The organism is Pseudomonas sp. LS_2, from assembly GCF_042709235.1.
Taxonomy (GTDB): domain Bacteria; phylum Pseudomonadota; class Gammaproteobacteria; order Pseudomonadales; family Pseudomonadaceae; genus Aquipseudomonas.
In genome coordinates, this window is the sequence record NZ_JAVAYC010000013.1 from 88688 (window position 1) to 106951 (window position 18264).

17 protein-coding genes are annotated in these 18264 nt (G+C 66.5%); 7 read left to right on the forward strand and 10 right to left on the reverse strand.

Translation table 11 applies throughout. The features are described 5' to 3' along the window. Positions 1-32: 32 nt before the first annotated feature. From RAC97_RS14135 to pgm, 3 genes are read left to right on the forward strand one after another with little or no spacing between them, the layout of a single operon-like run. Positions 33-1685 (forward strand): VRR-NUC domain-containing protein, encoded by a 1653-nt coding sequence (locus RAC97_RS14135; RefSeq protein ID WP_375099086.1) that lies wholly within the window; start codon positions 33-35, stop codon positions 1683-1685. After that, positions 1682-4015: a helicase C-terminal domain-containing protein gene (locus tag RAC97_RS14140; protein ID WP_375099087.1), complete on the forward strand. Its 2334-nt coding sequence runs from the start codon at positions 1682-1684 to the stop codon at positions 4013-4015. Before RAC97_RS14135 ends, RAC97_RS14140 begins: the two co-directional genes overlap by 4 nt. Before the next feature lie 14 nt (positions 4016-4029). Next, complete coding sequence (gene pgm / locus RAC97_RS14145) at positions 4030-5667, forward strand: phosphoglucomutase (alpha-D-glucose-1,6-bisphosphate-dependent) (RefSeq protein ID WP_375099088.1); 1638 nt, start codon at positions 4030-4032, stop codon at positions 5665-5667. Between the two features lie 98 nt (positions 5668-5765). Here pgm and RAC97_RS14150 read toward each other — a convergent pair whose 3' ends face one another. From RAC97_RS14150 to RAC97_RS14160, 3 genes are read right to left on the reverse strand one after another with little or no spacing between them, the layout of a single operon-like run. Continuing rightward, positions 5766-6350 (reverse strand): TetR/AcrR family transcriptional regulator, encoded by a 585-nt coding sequence (locus tag RAC97_RS14150; RefSeq protein WP_375099089.1) that lies wholly within the window; start codon positions 6348-6350, stop codon positions 5766-5768. Positions 6351-6362: 12 nt separating this feature from the next. Further along, entirely contained in the window at positions 6363-7211 is an 849-nt protein-coding gene (locus tag RAC97_RS14155) for a 3-hydroxybutyryl-CoA dehydrogenase (RefSeq protein WP_375099090.1), read from the reverse strand. A 13-nt stretch (positions 7212-7224) separates the two neighbouring features. Continuing rightward, positions 7225-8409, reverse strand: coding sequence for an acetyl-CoA C-acyltransferase family protein (locus RAC97_RS14160; protein ID WP_375099091.1), 1185 nt, complete (start codon positions 8407-8409; stop codon positions 7225-7227). A gap of 166 nt (positions 8410-8575) precedes the next feature. Here RAC97_RS14160 and RAC97_RS14165 point away from each other — a divergent pair, with 166 nt between their 5' ends. Next, the gene (locus RAC97_RS14165; protein ID WP_375099092.1) at positions 8576-9586 is read left to right on the forward strand and encodes an AraC family transcriptional regulator ligand-binding domain-containing protein; all 1011 of its coding nucleotides are present in this window, start codon (positions 8576-8578) and stop codon (positions 9584-9586) included. On the opposite strand, the gene RAC97_RS14170 is transcribed toward RAC97_RS14165, so the two are convergent. Both RAC97_RS14170 and RAC97_RS14175 read right to left on the reverse strand, forming a co-directional pair. Continuing rightward, complete coding sequence (locus tag RAC97_RS14170; RefSeq protein WP_375099093.1) at positions 9583-10020, reverse strand: carboxymuconolactone decarboxylase family protein; 438 nt, start codon at positions 10018-10020, stop codon at positions 9583-9585. The genes RAC97_RS14165 and RAC97_RS14170 overlap by 4 nt on opposite strands. Before the next feature lie 135 nt (positions 10021-10155). Beyond that, complete coding sequence (locus tag RAC97_RS14175; RefSeq protein ID WP_375099094.1) at positions 10156-11589, reverse strand: PLP-dependent aminotransferase family protein; 1434 nt, start codon at positions 11587-11589, stop codon at positions 10156-10158. A 129-nt stretch (positions 11590-11718) separates the two neighbouring features. On the opposite strand from RAC97_RS14175, the gene RAC97_RS14180 reads away from it, so the two are divergent. After that, entirely contained in the window at positions 11719-12297 is a 579-nt protein-coding gene (locus tag RAC97_RS14180) for a flavin reductase family protein (RefSeq protein ID WP_375099095.1), read from the forward strand. On the opposite strand, the gene RAC97_RS14185 is transcribed toward RAC97_RS14180, so the two are convergent. The 5 genes from RAC97_RS14185 to RAC97_RS14205 form a co-directional block, all read right to left on the reverse strand. After that, complete coding sequence (locus RAC97_RS14185; RefSeq protein ID WP_375099096.1) at positions 12291-13151, reverse strand: CAP domain-containing protein; 861 nt, start codon at positions 13149-13151, stop codon at positions 12291-12293. The two genes, RAC97_RS14180 and RAC97_RS14185, sit on opposite strands and share 7 nt — an antisense overlap. 285 nt (positions 13152-13436) lie before the next feature. Beyond that, a complete protein-coding gene (locus tag RAC97_RS14190) occupies positions 13437-14060 on the reverse strand; it encodes a cell wall hydrolase (RefSeq protein WP_375099097.1) in 624 nt (207 codons plus the stop codon). 47 nt (positions 14061-14107) lie between these two features. Further along, positions 14108-15025, reverse strand: a complete 918-nt coding sequence (locus tag RAC97_RS14195; protein WP_375099098.1) for an AEC family transporter — start codon at positions 15023-15025, stop codon at positions 14108-14110. 102 nt (positions 15026-15127) lie between these two features. Beyond that, positions 15128-15469, reverse strand: coding sequence for a cupin domain-containing protein (locus RAC97_RS14200; protein WP_375099099.1), 342 nt, complete (start codon positions 15467-15469; stop codon positions 15128-15130). Positions 15470-15512: 43 nt separating this feature from the next. Further along, positions 15513-16124: a LysE family translocator gene (locus RAC97_RS14205; protein WP_375099100.1), complete on the reverse strand. Its 612-nt coding sequence runs from the start codon at positions 16122-16124 to the stop codon at positions 15513-15515. 103 nt (positions 16125-16227) lie between these two features. Here RAC97_RS14205 and RAC97_RS14210 point away from each other — a divergent pair, with 103 nt between their 5' ends. Together RAC97_RS14210 and RAC97_RS14215 are read left to right on the forward strand one after the other, a co-directional pair. Next, the gene (locus RAC97_RS14210; protein WP_375099101.1) at positions 16228-17208 is read left to right on the forward strand and encodes a GlxA family transcriptional regulator; all 981 of its coding nucleotides are present in this window, start codon (positions 16228-16230) and stop codon (positions 17206-17208) included. A gap of 85 nt (positions 17209-17293) precedes the next feature. After that, the gene (locus tag RAC97_RS14215; RefSeq protein ID WP_375099139.1) at positions 17294-18193 is read left to right on the forward strand and encodes a LysR family transcriptional regulator; all 900 of its coding nucleotides are present in this window, start codon (positions 17294-17296) and stop codon (positions 18191-18193) included. The last annotated feature ends 71 nt before the right edge of the window (positions 18194-18264 follow it).

The window sequence follows — 18264 nt, forward strand, 5'->3', positions numbered from 1 at the left end:
AACCAGTGCTTTGCACTCTCTGAATGCCTGCCGTGATCGCTCACTCCGTCGACGACCCTTTCTACTACCTGCACAATTTCCGCCAGGTGCTGGCCTGGGTCGAGCAGCGTTATACCGACCTGCTCGAACCCGAGGAGCTTGCCTTCATCCAAGATTTCGCCACCTTGGCGCAACCTGCGCAGGCACTGCTGGTGCGCATGGTCATGCGCAAAGGCGAGTGGTTTCGCAGCGACAAGCTCGACTACGCCGAAATCGGCGATCTCGACGTGGCGCTGGCGCCACTGCTGGCCATGGGATGGGTGTGCGACCGCCCGGTCCTGGGGCTGGAGCAGTTGTTCGCGGTGCTGCGCAAGGATGAACTGGCGCAGTGCTTCACCGCCCAACTCTCTCGTCCAAGGGCCTCGAAGGCAGACCTGCTGACCCAGTTGCAGGCTCATTCCCTGGTGCCAAGGCCGCTGCTCGAGTGGTACGCCGCCGCGACCCTGAACATCCTGCATTGGCGCCTGCAACCGCTGTGCGACCGCTTGCGCCTGCTGTACTTCGGCAACCTGTATCAGGACTGGTCGGAATTCGTGCTCGCCGACCTTGGGGTGTTCCGCTACGAACAGGTGGCGTTCGGCGCTAGCTCGCGTGCCCTGCGCGAGCGCCACGAGGTCGATCTGGCGCTGGCCCTGCACCACTGCGCCGAGCGCCTGGAGCAAGGCGAGGCGCCGGGAATTTTGCTTCAGGCGTTGCACGGGCTGCACAGTGACAACCCTTGGCTGGCTCGGCGCCGCGCGCGCTTGCTGTTTGCCTTGGGCCAGCGCTGCGAGCGCCTGGGCGACTGGGACCTGGCCTTGGCGGTGTACGACGGTTGTGACCACCCGCAGGCGCGCATTCGCCAGGTGCGGGTGTTCGAGCGCAGTGAACAATGGCAGCAGGCGCAGGCGCTGGCCCTGCACATGGCCGAAGCGCCCGCCAACCCCCTGGAGACACAAGCCCTGGCACGCATGCTGCCACGGCTGGCGCGCAAGCTCGGTGGCCCACCGCAACCTCGTCGCCAGGGCGCACCGTTGCAGGTAATCGAACTGCAACTGCCGCGAGCGCTGGCGGCACTGGGCGTGGAGGAGGCGGTGCGCCGCCACCTGGCCGAGCAGGGCGGCCAGGTGCATTACGTAGAGAACACCTTGTTCAACAGCCTGTTCGGGCTGCTGTGCTGGGAGGCGATCTTCGCGCCGCTGCCGGGAGCGTTCTTCCACCCGTTCCAGGCCGGTCCGCAGGACCTGTACGACGATGACTTCCAGCAGCGCCGCGGGGCGCTGTTCGACGCCTGCCTGGGCAAGTTGGACGATGGCAGTCATGTGGCCGCCATGCGCCAGTGCTTCGCCGCCAAACAAGGGCTGCAATCGCCCTTCGTGTTCTGGCAGATGCTCGATGCCAGCCTGCTCGAACAGGCCCTGGCCTGCCTGCCCGCCGCGCACCTCAAGCAGTGTTTTCTGCGCCTGTTGCAGGATATTCGCAACAACCGCGCCGGTATGCCGGACCTGATCCAGTTCTGGCCCGACCAGGGGCGCTACCGCATGGTCGAGGTAAAGGGGCCTGGCGACCGCCTGCAGGACAACCAGCTGCGCTGGCTGGAGTTCTGCCACGAACAGGGTTTGCCCGTTGCGGTGTGCCGCGTGCGTTGGTGCGAGGCCGACGCATGATCGCCAGCGTTGCAGTGCGTGCCTTGTGCGAATTCAGCGCCAAGGTCGGCGATCTGGACCTGCGTTTCACGCCATCGCCCACGGCCCTGGAGGGCATCCAGGGCCACCAGCGGGTTGTGGCGCGGCGCGGTGCGGGCTACGAGTCGGAGATCGCCCTGGAAGGGGTGTTCCAAGGGCTGCGGGTACGTGGTCGCGCCGACGGCTACGACCCGGCCCGCAACCGCCTGGAAGAAATCAAGACCCACCGCGGCGACCTTGCACGCCAGCCGCACAACCACCGCCAGTTGCACTGGGCCCAGGCCAAGGTATACGCATGGCTGCTGTGCCAGGTGCGCGGCCTGGACACCATCGATGTGGCCCTGGTTTACCTGGACGTCGACAGCGACCGCCAGACCGTGTTCCTCGAGCCGCACAGCGCCGATGAGCTGCGCCAGTTCTTCGAGGCCCAGTGCATCTGCTTTGTCGAATGGGCCAAAGCCCAGGCGCAGCGTCTCGGCGAGCGCGACCAGGGCTTGCAGGCCCTGGGCTTTCCCTACGCGCAGTTTCGCCAGGGCCAGCGGCAGCTGGCCGAAACGCTCTACAAGGCGGTCAGCACGGGCCGCTGCCTGATGGCCCAGGCCAGCACCGGCATCGGCAAGACCCTCGGCACCTTGTTCCCGTTGCTCAAGGCCATGGTGCCGCAGCAGCTGGACAAGGTGTTCTTCCTCACCGCCAAAACCCCTGGCCGCGCCCTGGCCCTGGACGCAGTACGTCAGGTCACCGCCCAAGGCACCTTGCCGGCACTGCGTACCCTGGAACTCATCGCCCGGGACAAAGCCTGCGAACACCCAGGGCTCGCCTGCCATGGCGAGGCCTGCCCCCTGGCCAAGGGCTTCTACGACCGGCTGCCCGCCGCCCGCGAAGCAGCCGCCCGCGTGCCCATGCTCGACCGCGCGGCACTGCGCGAAGTCGCATTGGCGCACCAGGTCTGTCCCTACTACCTGGGCCAGGAAATGGCCCGTTGGGTGGATGTGGTGGTGGCCGACTACAACTACTACTTCGATGCCCACGCCTTGCTGTTCGGCCTCAGTCAGGTCAACCAATGGCGGGTCGCGGTGTTGGTGGATGAAGCGCACAACCTGGTCGAGCGCGGGCGCGCCATGTACAGCGCCAGCCTCGACCAGGGGCAGTTGCTGGCGCTGCGCCAGGCGAAACCCGAAGGCTTGGCGAGCGCGCTGGAGCGCCTCAATCGCCAGTGGAATGCCCTGTACAAGGGGCAGCGGGCGCCGTACCAGGCCGTCGAGCAGGTGCCCACGGCCTTCCTGGGGGCGTTGCAGCAGTGCCTGGGCTTGATCCAGGAACGTATGGAACAGTCCCCCGCGGGCCTCGACCCCGCGCTGTTGCAGTTCTATTTCCAGGCCTTGCAATTCAGCCGGGTAGCCGAAGGTTTCGATGAGCACTACCTGTTCGATGTGAGCCTGCGCGACGGTCCGCGCAGCCGAAAGCTCGCCACCCTGGCGCTGCGCAACGTGGTGCCGGCGCGCCTGCTGGCTCCGCGTATGAGCGCGGCGCGCAGCGTCACGTTGTTCTCGGCCACCCTCGGTCCCCGGCAGTTCTATGCCGACCTGCTGGGCATGCCCGGCGACACGGCCTGGCTGGACGTCTCGGCGCCGTTTCGTGCCGAGCAACTGCAAGTACGCATCGCCAGCCAGGTCAGCACCCGCTACCAACAGCGCCAGGCATCGCTGGCGCCGATCGTCGAGCTGATCGCCGAGCAGTACCAGCGCCAGCCCGGCAACTACCTGGCGTTCTTCAGCAGTTTCGAATACCTGGCCCAGGTGGCCGGGCTGTTCGCCCAGCGTTACCCCGGCATTGCCCAGTGGGCACAGGCGCCGGGCATGGACGAAACGGCGCGCGAGGCCTTTCTGGGGCGTTTCGTGGCCGAGGGGCAGGGCATTGGCTTCGCCGTGCTGGGCGGGGCCTTCGGCGAGGGCGTGGACCTGCCGGGCAGTCGCCTGATCGGCGCCTTCGTCGCTACCCTCGGGCTGCCCCAGGTAAACCCGGTCAACGAGCAGTTCAAGCAGCGCCTGGGGCGCCAGTTCGGGGCAGGGTTCGACTACGCCTACCTGTACCCCGGCGTGCGCAAGGTGATCCAGGCGGCAGGGCGAGTCATCCGCGGCGACCAGGACCGCGGCGTGTTGCTGCTGATCGACGAACGCTTCGCCGATGCCCGTGTGCAGCAGATGTTTCCCAGCTGGTGGGGCGTGCCCTCGGTGCACACCTCGGTGCCCCCATCGCACGGCGTCGAAACTCCCAGTACACTGCGCGTTCCAACACCAACATCCCGTTGAACTCGAGGTTCTGCATGACGTTCAGTCCTTTGGCAGGCAAGCCGGCTCCGGCCAGCGTGCTGGTCGATATCCCCCGCCTGTTGACCGCCTACTACACCGGCCGTCCCGACGCCCAGGTGGCGTCCCAGCGCGTGGCCTTCGGCACTTCCGGGCACCGCGGCACCTCGTTCGAGCTGAGCTTCAACGAGTACCACGTACTGGCGATCACCCAGGCCATCTGCCTGTATCGCCAGGAGAAAGGCATCACCGGCCCACTGTTCATCGGTGCCGACACCCATGCCCTGTCAGCCCCGGCGGCAGCCAGCGCGCTGGAAGTGCTGGCGGCCAACGGCGTGCAGGTGATGCTGTCCAAGGATGACGAGTACACCCCGACGCCTGCCGTGTCCCACGCCATTCTTTGCTACAACCGTGGTCGCCAGCAGGGCCTGGCAGACGGCATCGTCATCACCCCGTCGCACAACCCGCCGCAAAGTGGCGGTTTCAAGTACAACCCGCCCAATGGCGGCCCGGCCGACAGCGATGTAACCAAGTGGATCGAGGCCAAGGCCAATGAACTGCTGGTAGCCGACCTGGCCGGGGTCAAGCGCATGGCGCATGCCCAGGCACTGCAGGCGCCGACCACCCAGCGCCATGACTATGTGACCCACTACGTAGCGGACCTTGAAAACGTCATCGACTTCGAGGTGATCCGCAAGGCCAACCTGCGCCTGGGCGTCGACCCGCTGGGTGGGGCAGGGGTGCGCTATTGGTCGGCGATCGCCGAGCGCTACCAGCTGAACCTGGAAGTGGTGAACACCGAGGTCGACCCGACCTTCCGCTTCATGACCGTCGACTGGGATGGGCAGATCCGCATGGACCCGTCGTCGCCACACGCCATGCAGGGTCTTATCGGCCTGCGCGAGCGCTTCGACGTGGCCTTCGCCTGTGATCCGGACCACGACCGCCATGGCATCGTCACCGCTGACGGCCTGTTGCAGCCGAACAACTACCTGGCCGTGGCCATCGACTATCTGTTCCGCCACCGCCCGCAATGGCGCAGCGACGCGGCGGTAGGCAAGACCGTGGTCAGCAGCGGGTTGATCGATCGCGTCACCGAGCGCTTGGGCCGCGAGTTGTACGAGGTGCCGGTGGGCTTCAAGTTCTTTGCCCAGGGCCTGTTCGAGGGCTCGCTGGGCTTCGGCGGCGAGGAAAGCGCCGGCGCCTCGTTCCTGCGTCTGGATGGCAGCGTGTGGGCCACCGACAAGGACGGCCTGATCCCGGCGCTGCTGGCCGCCGAGATGACCGCACGCACCGGTCGCAACCCCAGCCAGGCCTACGCCGACCTCACCCAGGCGCTGGGCAAGCCGTTCGCCACCCGTGTCGAGGCCAAGGCCGATGCGCGGCAGAAGGCCCTGCTGGGCAAGTTGTCGCCGGAGCAGGTCAAGTCCACCGAGCTGGCCGGCGAGCCGATCGTGCAGGTGCTCAGCCATGCTCCAGGCAACGGGCAGGCCATCGGCGGTCTGAAGGTGATGACCGCCAATGGCTGGTTCGCCGCACGGCCGTCCGGTACTGAAGACATCTACAAGATCTACGCCGAGAGCTTCGTCGACGAAGCGCACCTGCAGCGTCTGGTGCAAGAGGCGCAGGTATTGGTGGATGCGGCGATCGCCTGATCGAATAGCCTGGTAAACCCCTTGCGGGCAAGCCCGCTCCTGCAGGTACAGCGCAGAACCTGCAGGAGCGGGCTTGCCCGCGAAGAGGCCGGAACAGGCTAGCGCAATACCCGCTCCATCCCTCCGACTACCAACCCTTCCATCAACCCCACCCCCTGCACCTCACTCAGCCCACGCCCTTGCAACACCCCCGGCAACTGGTTGAGCAAATTGGCCAGCACATGCCCGGTCGCCTCCAGCACCTGCGGGCTCGCATGCGCGCGTGGCGCCACCAGCCGCAGCAAGCCACTTTCATAGCGCTGGCGCAACGCATTCAGGCGTATCTGTTGCTCTTCGCTCAGGCAGCAGAAATCCCGCTCGGCCAGGCGAAACTGCAACGGCCTTTCGGTGTGCAGTTGCCAATGGACGGCAATCAGGCAGGATAGCGCCGACTTGCCCCGGGGCAACGCACGGCGGCCGTGCTCCAGGGTGGCCAACAGCTCGTCGTAGAGCTCTTCGATCAGGTCGAACAACAGGTCCTGCTTGCTTGGGAAATGGTGGTACAGCGACCCCGCCGTCAGCCCTACATGGGCGGCCAGCTCGCGCATGCTGACCTGGCCGAAGCCTTTCTCGGCGAACAGCGCCATGGCCTTGTCGCGGCGTTCCTCGAAGTTGGCACAGCGCAGTTCAGCGGTGACCGGCATGGCGCACGCTCCTCAGTAGCTGAAGAAGCCGCGGCCGCTCTTGCGTCCCAGGTAGCCGGCGGCAACCATCTCCTTGAGCAACGGGGCAGGGCGGTACTTACTGTCGTTGAAGCCCTCGTGGAAGGCCTCCATGATCGCCAGCAGGGTGTCCAGGCCGATCAGGTCGGCCAGGGCCAATGGGCCGATTGGCTGGTTACAGCCAAGGCGCATGCCGGTGTCGATGTCTTCTGCGCTGGCCAGGCCTTCCTGGCGCACGAAGATCGCCTCGTTGATCATCGGCACCAGGATACGGTTGACCACGAAGCCTGGGCGATTGCCTGCGCTGATCGGGGTCTTGCCCAGCTTCTCGGTCACCAGCAGGGCCTGGGCGTAGGTGTCGTCGCTGGTTTGCAGGCCGCGGATGATCTCGACCAGGGCCATCATCGGCACCGGGTTGAAGAAATGCACGCCAATGAAGCGCTCGGGGTTCTCGATGCTGGCGCCCAGTTGGGTCACCGACAACGACGAGGTGTTGGTCGCGATCAGGCAGTCCAGCGCGACATGCGCCGCCACCTGTTGCAGGATGCGTTGCTTGAGGGAGAGGTTCTCGGTGGCCGCCTCGATCACCAGCTGAGTGTGCTCGAGCTGGGTGTAGTCGGTGCTGGTGCGGATGCGCGCCTTGGCCGCTTCGGCCTGGTCGGCCTGAAGGGTGCCTTTGTTGACCTGGCGCTCGAGGTTCTTGCCCAGGGTCGCCACGCCACGCTCCAGCGCAGCCTCGGAAACATCGATGACCAGGACCTGGTAGCCGGCCACCGCACACACCTGGGCGATGCCGTTGCCCATGGTGCCGGCGCCAATCACGGCGATTTGCTGGATGCTCATGTCGTCACTCCTCTCAGACGCGCTCGAAGACCACGGCGATGCCTTGGCCGCCGCCGATGCACATGGTTGCCAGGGCGTAGCGGCCCTGTACGCGTTGCAGCTCATGCAAGGCCTTGGTGGCGATGATCGCGCCAGTGGCGCCTACCGGGTGGCCCAGGGAAATGCCCGAGCCGTTGGGGTTGACCTTCTCCGGGTCGAAGCCGAGCGTCTGGGCCACGGCGCAGGCCTGGGCGGCGAAGGCTTCGTTGGACTCGATCACATCCAGGTCGTGCACCGAGAGGCCGGCCTTCTCCAGCACTTTGCGGGTGGCCGGAATCGGCCCCAGCCCCATCAGCTCCGGCTCCACCCCGGCGTGGGCGTAGGCCACCAGCCGCGCCAGGGGCTTCAGGCCCAGGCGGCGTACCGCATCAGCGGTGGCCAGCACCAGGCCGGCGGCACCGTCGTTGATGCCGCTGGCGTTGCCGGCGGTGACGCTGCCATCTTTCTTGAACACAGCCTTCATGCCGGCCAACTGCTCGGCACTGACGTCGCCGCGCACGTGCTCGTCCACGGTGAACTGCACGCTGCCTTTGCGAGTCTTGAGTTCGATCGGCACGATCTGGCCATCGAAGCGCCCTTCGGCGAGGGCGCGCGCCGCACGGCGCTGGCTGGTCAGGGCAAGCTCATCCTGCATTTCGCGGGTGATGCCATGCTTGCTCGCGACATTCTCGGCGGTGATGCCCATGTGGAAGTGTTCGAAGGGGTCCTGGAGAATGCCGACCATGTAGTCGATGCCCTGCAGGTCGCCCATGCGCGCGCCCCAGCGGGCTTGCGGCAGCAGGTAGGGGCTGCGGCTCATGGATTCGGCGCCGGCGGCCAGGGCTACGTCGGTGTCGCCCAACAGCAGGCTCTGGGCCGCCGACACGATGGCCTGCAGGCCCGAGCCGCACAGACGGTTGACGTTGAACGCCGGGGTTTCCTTGGGGATCCCGGCGTTCATCGCGGCCACCCGGCCGAGGTAGGCATCGCGCGGTTCGGTGGGAATCACATTGCCCATCACCACATGGCCGACCTGCTCGGCCGCGATACCGGCGCGCTCGATGGCCGCGCGGCTGACGGTGGTGGCGAGGTCGGCCAGCGGCAGGTCCTTGAGTGACCCGCCGAAACTGCCGATGGCGGAACGGACGGCACTGACGACGTAGATTTCTGCACGGCTCATGAAAGGCTCCCTTGGCAAGCATGGCGGGTACGGCGTGGCTCTGCGAGAATGGCCGCCGGCCCGGATGGGTCCCGAGTCTAGGCAAAGGCCTGGGGTGGGCCTATGCCGAAACTGTTCAGTCAACCTGGCATTTTTTGCCACTCAGCATAGACAGCGAAAAACCGCCATGCGCGATAGCGATTCGGTCGCCGTTTACTTTCTCAACGCGATGCTGCACGCCCTGCGCGACCAACCGGCCGAGCGCGATGCGCAGTTGCAGGCGGTGGGCATCGACCCGGCACTGCTGGCCCAGCCACAGGCCCGGGTGCCGGCCAAGGCGTTCGCCGCACTGTGGCTGGCGCTGATCCAGCGCCTGGACGACGAATTCTTCGGCCTGGACAGCCACGGCATGCCGCTCGGCAGCTTTGCCCTGATCTGCCGCGGGCTGATCCAGGAGCCTAACCTTGAGAAGGCGCTGCGCCAGTGCCTGGGCAACTTCAGCCTGTTCCTGCGCGATTTGCGTGGCAGTTTCACCGTGCGTGGCGCTCGCGTGGTGCTCAGCGTGCAATCGACCTTGGGCGACCCGCTGGCCCGGGTGTACGCCGAGGAAACCTACCTGGTGCTGGTGGTGGGTTTGCTGTGCTGGTTGGCCGGACGGCGTATCGCCATCGACCGTACGGAGTTCGCCCTGGCGCGCCCAGCCCAGGAGGACGATGCGTTGCTGTGGGGGCCGGACCTGCGCCTGGGCAGTGGGCGTACCGAGGTGGAGTTCGACAGCGCCTTGTTGCGCCTGCCGGTGGTGCAGGACCTGGCGGCGTTGAAAACCTTCCTGCGCAGCGCGCCGCAAGGCTTGGTGATCCGTTTTCGCAACCAGGGTGGCCTGGTGGCCGAGGTGTACCGCCACCTGCGTGCGCGGCATTACGGGCAGTGGCCGACGCTGGCGGCGATGGCCGAGCGCAAGGGCCTGAGCGCCAGTACCTTTCGCCGCCAGCTGGAGCGCGAAGGGCGCTCGTATCAGCAGCTCAAGGACGAAGTGCGCCGGGCCATGGCCTTCGAGCGCTTGCGCGAAGGCCGCCTGAGCATTGCCGAGATCGCCGAGTACACCGGGTTCCAGGAACCCAGCGCGTTTCACCGGGCGTTCAAGAAATGGACCGGCTGTAGCCCTGGGCGCTACCGCCAACGGCTCAAGCCGAATTAGGCCGGCACCATTGCGAAGCCCACGCCAAAGCGGTTCCAGGCATTGATGGTGGCGATCGCCAAGGTCAGGTTGGCTACTTCTGCTGGGGTAAAGTGCTCCAGCAGCGCCTCGTACTCCGACTGCGGGGCACCGCGCTCGGGCAAGCGGGTCAGGCTTTCCAGCCAGGCCATGGCAGCACGTTCGCGGGGGGTGAAGTACTGGGTCTCCTGCCACACGCTCAGGGTCTGCAGGCGTGCCTCGGTTTCGCCGGCCTTGCGGGCGTCGTTGGCGTGCATGTTCACGCAATAGGCGCAGCCGTTGATTTGCGAGGCGCGCAGGCGTACCAGCTCCAGCAGCGAGTGCTCCAGGCCGCACTTGGCCAGGGCTTGCTCCAGGCCGATCATGGCCTTGTAGGCGTCAGGGGCGTGCTTGGCCCATTCGATACGTTCGTGCATGGTCGTCTCCAAAATACTGCGGTTGGCAATGGCGCTACCTTAACGCCGCCTCTGCGCCGGCCCGATAGCCAATGCCCGGCTTTGCGAGGAGGCCAATGGCGGCTTCAGCCCTGGTTGAGCGACCCCTGGCGGCAATCAGCTGAGGCTTTGCAGGGTATAGCGCACGCGGTCCAGCGCCGGGTCGATGTCCAGCAGTTCGATGGCGCCGAAGCCCAGCAGCAGGCCTGGACGTACCGGTGCCTCGCTGAAGAACGGTGCCAGCGAGTAGATGCCTACCTCGACGTGGCGGGCCATGCTGGTAAGCAGTTCCACATCCACCTGCGGCGCGGCCAGCGCGCTCAGGTGAAAGCCTGCGTTGGTCGGTACCGCCGTCAGCCAGGGCGCCAGGTCGCCGTCCAGGCGGCTGAGAATTCTTTCCCGGCGCGCTGCGTAGATTTCATGGCAGCGGCGGATATGGCGGTTCAGGTGGCCATCGCTGATGAACCGCGCCAACGCCCACTGTTGCAGACTCGGGCTGTGCCAGTCGCTGAGGCTGCGGGCGACATTGACTGCCCGCAGCATGCTCGGTGGCAACACGGCATAGCCCATGCGCAGCTCTGGCAGCAAGGTCTTGGAGAACGTTCCTACGTAGGCCACCACGCCATGCTGGTCGAGGCGCTGCAAGGCGTCCGCCGCAGGGCCTTGGTAGCGGTATTCGCAGTCATAGTCGTCCTCGATCACCAGCGCGCCCAGCTCGGCTGCCCGCGCCAGCAGGGCGTGGCGGCGCCGCTCGCTCATCGGCATGCCCAGCGGGAACTGGTGCGAGGGGGTCACGTAGATCAGCCGCGTGCCCTCGGCGATCTGCTCCACGCACAGGCCTTCGTCATCCACCGGCACCGCTTGCAGACGTGCGCCCATGGCCAGGAACAGCTGGCGGGCAGGAGGGTAGCCGGGGTCTTCCATCGCCACCTGGCTGCCGGGTTCGATCAGCACCCGGGCAATCAGGTCCAGTGCCTGTTGCGCGCCGTTGCACACCAGCACGTCCGCAGCACTGCAATGCACGCCGCGGGCAAAGGCGATGTGGTGGGCGATGGCTTCGCGCAGCTCGGGCAGCCCTTGTGTCGGGAAGCGTCGCTCAGGGTGGCGCTGGCTGCGCCGCAGCGCGTAATGCATGCAGGCGCGCCATTGGTCAAAGGGGAACAGGGTCTTGGCCGAGATGCCGCCGGCGAAGTCATAGCGCGACGGTGCTTCCTGGGTCGAAGGATCGAAGACCGTTGCGCGCTGGCGCCAGCGTTCCAGCGCGGCTTCGCCGGCCAGCACGATGGGCTTGGTCTGGTTGCCTTGCAGTGGGCGGCGGGGGGTGATGAAGGTGCCGCGACCGACCACGCCACTGAGCAGGTTGTCATAGGTCAGGCGCGAATAGGCCTCGGCCACGGTCTTGCGGGAAACGCCCAACTGCTCGGCCAGCAGGCGGGTTGGCGGCAGCTGGGTGCCTGCGGCGAGGTGGCCGCTTTCGATGGCCGCGCGCAGTTGCTGGTAGAGCTGGTCCGCCAGGCCTTTGCGGCCTTCGAGGCGAATGTGAAGTTCCATGGGGCGTTCCGGGCAGAAGAATGGCGCCTAGCTTCCCGGTTCGGCCAAGCGCCTGCAAGTACGCTGGCTGTCGCGCGGCCAGGTAGGCACAATCGCTGCCACGCAACCCTGTGGTAACGAGGACTACCGATGAACAGCCACTTCCAGCCCGTCGACCTGAAAAAAGCCTATCGACTGCTCAACCACGGCCCTACCGTGCTGGTCTCTGCCAGCCATGCCGGGGTAGACAACGTGATGGCCGCCGCCTGGGCCTGCGCCCTGGACTTCGATCCGCCCAAGGTCACCGTGGTGATCGACAAGGCCGTCCATACTCGCGCGCTGGTAGAGAACAGCGGTTGGTTCGCACTCCAGGTGCCGACCGCCGCCCAGGCTGTGCTGACTCACCAGGTGGGCCATCGCAGCCTGGCCGATGAGCCGGGCAAATTGCAGGCGATCGGCGTGCAGCTGGCCCGCGTCGAGGGCTACCCGGTGCCTCTGGTGGAGGGCTGTTCGGCCTGGATGATGTGCCGTGTGATCGAAGAGCCGCACAACCAGCAGGCCTACGACCTGTTCATCGGCGAGGTGGTAGCGGCCTGGGCTGACGATCGGGTATTCCGTGACGGGCACTGGCAGTTCGAGACGGCACCCCCTGAACTGCGCAGCCTGCACTACGTGGCTGGCGGGCACTTCTATGCGATTGGCAACGCGGTAGTGGTCGACGATCACTGAGGCGAGCCAAACAACCCTGTCCAGTAGATGCCCGCGTCGCTTTTCGGGTCGACCGCATAGGCCGCGCCCAGTTCGCGGAAGTCGGGGTTCATCAGGGTGGCGCAATGACCGGGGCTGGCCAGCCAGCCATCGACCACCTTGCGGGGTGTGTCGCGCCCGGCGGCGATGTTCTCGCCGATCTGCTGGTACAGGTAGCCGGCCAACTCGGCGCGGTCGCCTGGCGTGCGGCCGTCGTGGTCGATATGGTCGAAATAGTTCTGGTTGGCCATGGCCCGCGTATGGTTGGCGGCGACCCCTGCCAGGGTCGTGTTCCAGCTCAGCGCAGGGGCTGCGGGGAAGGGTTGACCACCGCATTGACGCGGCACATTGCGCGCGGCATTGACCTCTTGCAGCAGTTTCTGGCCCTCGGTTTGCCAGTCGCCCATGCCGCCCCTCAGCAGTGGGCGCGCCAGCACGATACGCCAGTCGCGGCCCTCCTGGCTGACGCCGATATCGACGAACTGCGGGTCGAGTACCACCTGGCAGAAGCTTTCCTCGATGGCACGCATCGCCGCCGCCGCGTCGCGCGGGCCGGACAGGCTGATGGCTTGCACGTTGACCATGGGGTAGGCCGCGCGGGTCATGGCCTGTTGCAGATCGCGGGTGCCTTCCGGCGACAACGCCAGGCGCGTGTCGCTGTTGAGCGGCGCCAGTTCCAGCGAGGCCTCGCCAGCACAGCGTTGGGTCTGGCTGCGGTAGGCGTTGATCGACTCGATCAGTTGCGCCTCGGCGCCGCTGGCGGCCTGGGCACTGGTAGACAGCACCAGGCCCAGTGCCAAGGCGGCCAGGCAGGCAACGGATGACAGGTCGCGCATCGAGAATCTCCCTATGACTGGCAGCGGCCGCATGGTCTGCGCTGCCCATCCTACACAAGCATCGGGCTTTTGGCCTTGTCTCATGCGTTACGGCGGGCTTCGTCTCGCCCGCCATAAAAAAGCCAGTAGACCGGGGATTGATGCAAAAGTGCACTGCCTGCACATAATTCGCGACGGCTTTGCTGCAACCCTTTTCGTCCGACCCCGCGGGCGCCGCGCTGTTCCATTGCCTGTCAGCGCCCAGGCAAGCCAAGGGTACGGTTGCCGAGTTCTTCGGGGGGGCGTTCAGCGCGCCAGCGCCTGGTTCGGTCTGTAGAACAGGAAGTGGCGGGTCTCGGCGGTCCGGCGGTAGGCCTTGGCCCAGTCCGGGCGCACGTTGCGGTCGTGGAAATACAGCGCGCCGCCGGTGCTGTCCTTGAGCTGCTGGTTGAGGGCCTTGCGGGCTATTTCCTTGGCGACGCCATAGCGGCCTTCTTCTTCTACCTGGTCCGGGCGCCCGTCGCACCACCAGGAGAACTGGCAGCTCTTGCTTTCGACGCCTTGCTTGACCACGCCGCAGATGGTGTCGGGAAAGCCATCGTGGCCAAGGCGGTTGAGTACCACGCTGGCCACCGCGCTCATGTCCTCGGCGTCGGTGCCCTTGGCTTCCCAGTAGATCGTACGGGCCAGGCAGGTAATGCTGTCATCCATCGGTGCCTGCCCCTTGGGGTCTACTGCCTGTACTTCGCTGGGAGTGAGGGTTTCGCTTTTTTTCGGCGGTGGCGCTTCTTCCACGACCTTTTCCTCGAGCGCCTGGGCCTTGTCTTCGGCGACCGCGGCCTTGGCGCTTTCGGCTGCGTGCGAAGGGGCGTGGACAGTGCCTGCGAGCAGGGCCAGGGTGAGGCTGGTTACCATCCACGAATAGCGCATGGCGGAGCTTCCGGAGGGGGACTGATTCCCATTCTAGCCGCAGCTTGTCAACTCAGCGCGAGGGCCAGCACCAGTGGCAGGGTGACGGCGGCGGCAACGGTCTGCAAGGCGATGATGGTGGCCATCAACGGTGCATTGCCGCCCATTTGCCGGGCCATGACGTAGGACGAGGAAGCCGTCGGCAATGCCTGGAACAGGACAGCTATCACCGCGGCCTGGCCGCTCAGGCCCAGCAGCCGGCACAGGCCCCAGGTAGTCACTGGCATGACCAGGAACTTGAACAGCGACGCCGCCATCAAGGGCCGCACCTGCTGGCCCAGCCGTGCCCCGCCCAGCGCAGCGCCCACGCACAGCAAGCCAAGGGGCAGGGCGGCCTGGCCGAGGGCCTTGACGGTCGGTTCCAGGCCCGCCGGCAAACCGATGCCGCTGACCCGCAGCAGCAGGCCGAGCGCGCAACCGACGATCAGCGGGTTGGCGAAGATCGCCCGGGCAATCGCCAGGGGCGAGCTGTGGCGTGCGCTGAAGCGGGCGAACACCAACACGCAGAGCAGGTTGACCAAGGGCACGATGGAGGCATTGGCCACCGCCGCCAGGGCGATGCCGGCACTGCCATAGATGCCCGAGGCCAAGGTGGCGCCGATGTAGTTGTTGAAGCGCACGCCGCCCTGGAACACCGACGTGAAGTCGGCGCCCTCATGGTTGGCCACGCCCTGGTAGAGCACCAGCAGCAGCGCGCCGGCCAGGGTCGAGAGCATCAGCACCGCGACCATGCCCAGCACCGGCACGCCGTCGAGGTTGGCGGTGGCCAGGCCGTGCAGGAACAGCGAGGGCAGCAGCACGTAGTAGCTCAGGCGCTCGGCGCCGGGCCAGAAGGTGTCCGGCAGGAAGCTGCGAACCCGTAAGACGGTGCCCAGGGCGATCAGCAGGATGATGGGCAGCAGGGTGGTCAGCAGCAGGTGGAGCATGGCGGGCGATCCGTGGTCGGGTACGGGCACAGGTTAACGGGGCGAGCGAGCAGAAAAAATCGTTGTTTTCTGTAGTAACCGTTGAGGAAAAATGCACTGTTGTCAGGGCGAAGTGGCCTCGTAGAACACCGCCAGCCAGACCGTGGCGGTTCCTGTCTCGGTCCATTCCACGCGGTGGCGGCAATGCGCTGGAATGTCCAGGCAGTCGCCGGGGGCCAGTACCCGGGTTTGCGCTTCATGTTCAAGACGCAGCCCGGCGCCTCCACTGAGCAGCACGATCCATTCGCCTTCGGCCTGGTCGTACCAGAAGCCCGGCGGGCTGCACTGGCCGCTGGAGACGATGCGCTCGATGCGCAGGCCAGGCCGCTGCAGCAGGTCGTCTACCTGCTCGGCGGCGTCGGGGGCGAGGGGGGCAAGCTGGCTGAACAGGTTGGCGAGCGGCATGGGGCGTGTGTCCTAGGCGAGGGGCAGCGCACAGTGTAGGCACTTAGCGCCCCAATGGCAGCGCCACCCCAATCAATGCGAACAACCCGCCGCAGCAGCGGTTGAAGCCCCGCCCACCCTTGGCCAACCAAGGACGAATGCGAAACGCCAGGCGCGCCAGCAGGTATTCGACGATGAACTCGACGCTGGCGAAGGTCGCTGCCATGACCACGAACTGCAATGCCAGGGGGCGCTGCGGGTCGATGAACTGGGGCAGAAAGGCGCCATAGAACAACAGCACCTTGGGGTTGGCCAGGGCCGAAAAAAAGCCCTGGCGCAGGAGCCCGGCATTGCTCAGCAAGGCCTTGCCCCGGGCCTGCTCCAGGTGCAGCGGCGGGCTGCGCCACAGCTGAACACCCAGCCACAGCAGGTAGGCCCCACCCACCCACTTGAGTACCACCAGCACCGAGGCCGAGGTTTGCAGCAGCGCACTCAGGCCGAACATCGCCAGGGCGATCAGGGCGCTGAAGCCGAACACTCCGCCGACGATGGTGAACAAGGTGCGCCGTGCGCCATACAGCGCGCCGTGGGTCAAGGCGAGCAGGCTGTTGGGGCCAGGGGTGAGCGAGAGGCCGATACTGGCCAGCAGGTAGAGAAGCCAGGTGTCGAGTGCCATGGCGATGCCCTCCAGAAATGGACGCCGCACAGTCTAAGCGGCTGCGCGGGCAATCGAGGGTATGATCCGGACATTCGATGGTCATTAATGGACATTACTGCTCATGGCACCTGACATGCGCTTGCTGATCGTACCCTTGCCCGAGTTTGCCCTGCTGCCGTTCGGGGCGTTTCTCGACAAGTTGCGCTTCAGTGCCGACGACGAAGACTACAGCCGCCAGCGCTACGTCAGCTGGACCTTGGCCGGGCTGGCCGCGGACCCGGTGCCGTCAAGCAGCGGCGCGGTGGTGCAGGTGCAAAGCGCCATACAGGCCCTGACGCTTGGGCAGTACGACTACCTGGTGCTGTTCGGCGGACGCAGCGCACGTGCCACGGCCAGCCTGGCGGCAAGCTACAAACCGCTGTTGCGTCGCGCGGCACGGGCCGGGGTGAAACTGGTAGGCGTCGACAATGCGGTATTCCTGTTGGCCGCCTGTGGCTTGCTGGACGGCCACAAGGTGGTGGTGCACTGGCGCCATGAAGCCGAGTTCCGCGCGGCCTTCCCAACGTTGCACGTGCAGCCCGAGCAACTCTATTGCTTCGACGGTACGCGCATTTCCTGCGCTGGAGGCACGGCCGCCATCGACCTGGCGGTGGAGCTGCTGTCACGGGCCAGTGGCCGGGCGCGGGCGCTCAAAGGCCTGGCCGACATGCTGGTGGATGAGACCCGTGATAGCCGTCACGCCCTTCGTTCCCTGGAAACCGGCGCCGGACGGGGGCGTCAGGTGCAGCGCGCCACGGCGTTGATGCGTCATCACCTTGCATCGGGCCTGTCGGTGGAGCAACTGGCGGCGCAGTTGGGCATCAGCCGACGCCAGCTCGACCGCCAGTTTCTCGGCGAACATGGCATGAGCGCCAAGGCCTGGTGGCTGGAGATGCGCCTGCAACAGGTGCGCTGGCGCCTGCTCAACTCCGGCCACAGCCTGGCGCAGATTGCCGAGGAGTCGGGGCTGGGCGATGCCAGCTACCTGGGCAAACAGGTACGCCGACGTTTCGGCTGCACGGCGCTGGCGCTGCGCGATGGCCGCGAGCCTCGCGCGGATTGAAACACTGTCGCTCAGGTGACGGCGCCACCTGCCTGAGGCATGCTTGCGGGCTTTGGCGTCAGGCAAGGGGCGGGAAATGAAGAAGCTGGTGCGCATGGACGATTTGCAGGTGTTCGTCAGCACGGTCGAGGCCGGTGGGCTGTCGGCTGCCGCGCGGCAGTTGGACATTTCCCCGGCGCTGGCCAGCGCAGCGTTGCAGCGCCTGGAACGGGCCCTGGGCATTCGCCTGCTGGTGCGCTCCACCCGCCGCCTGCGGCTGTCGGACGATGGCGAGCGCTACCTGCCCCATGCGCGCCAGGCCCTGGCGGCGCTGGGCGACGGCGAGCTGGCGCTGGAGCAGGCGCGCGAGGTGCTGGCCGGGCCGCTGCGCCTGTCGTTGCCATCGGACCTGGGGCGCAATGTGCTGCTGCCCTGGCTGGATGAGTTCCAGGCCGCCTACCCGCAATTGCAGTTGCAACTGCGCATCAGCGACCAGGTCGCCGACATGGTCGGTGAGCATCTCGATGCCAGTATCCGCTACGGCCAACTGGCCGACTCCAGCCTGGTATCGCTGCCCCTGGCCCCCGCCAACCGTCGCGCTGCCTGCGCGTCACCTGCCTACATTGCCCGGCATGGCGCACCGCAAACCCCGGCGCAACTGGCCGGGCACAACTGCCTGCGCTACGTGATGGGTGAGCAGACCCACGATCGTTGGAGCTTCCACGGCGACGAAGGCGTGACCACGGTGCAGGTGACGGGCGACCGAAGCAGCGACGATGCCGACGTGGTCCGGCGCTGGGCGGTGGCGGGGGTCGGGGTGGTGTACAAGTCGCGGCTCGATGTGCTGGAGGATATCCGCGCCGGGCGCCTGGTGGAGGTGCTGCCCGGCCAGGCCGGGCAGCCGGCGCCGTTGCAGATGGTGTGCGCGCACCGGCATTCGCTGACGCCTGCGCTACGCCTGCTGCACAGCTTTCTGCTGGAGCGCTTCGACCGTTACCTGAGGTAGCGCGGGGCCGCCTGCTGGCAGCCCGTGACTTCTGCATGACGATGGCAAGCAGGGTGCACCGCGAGGTGTGC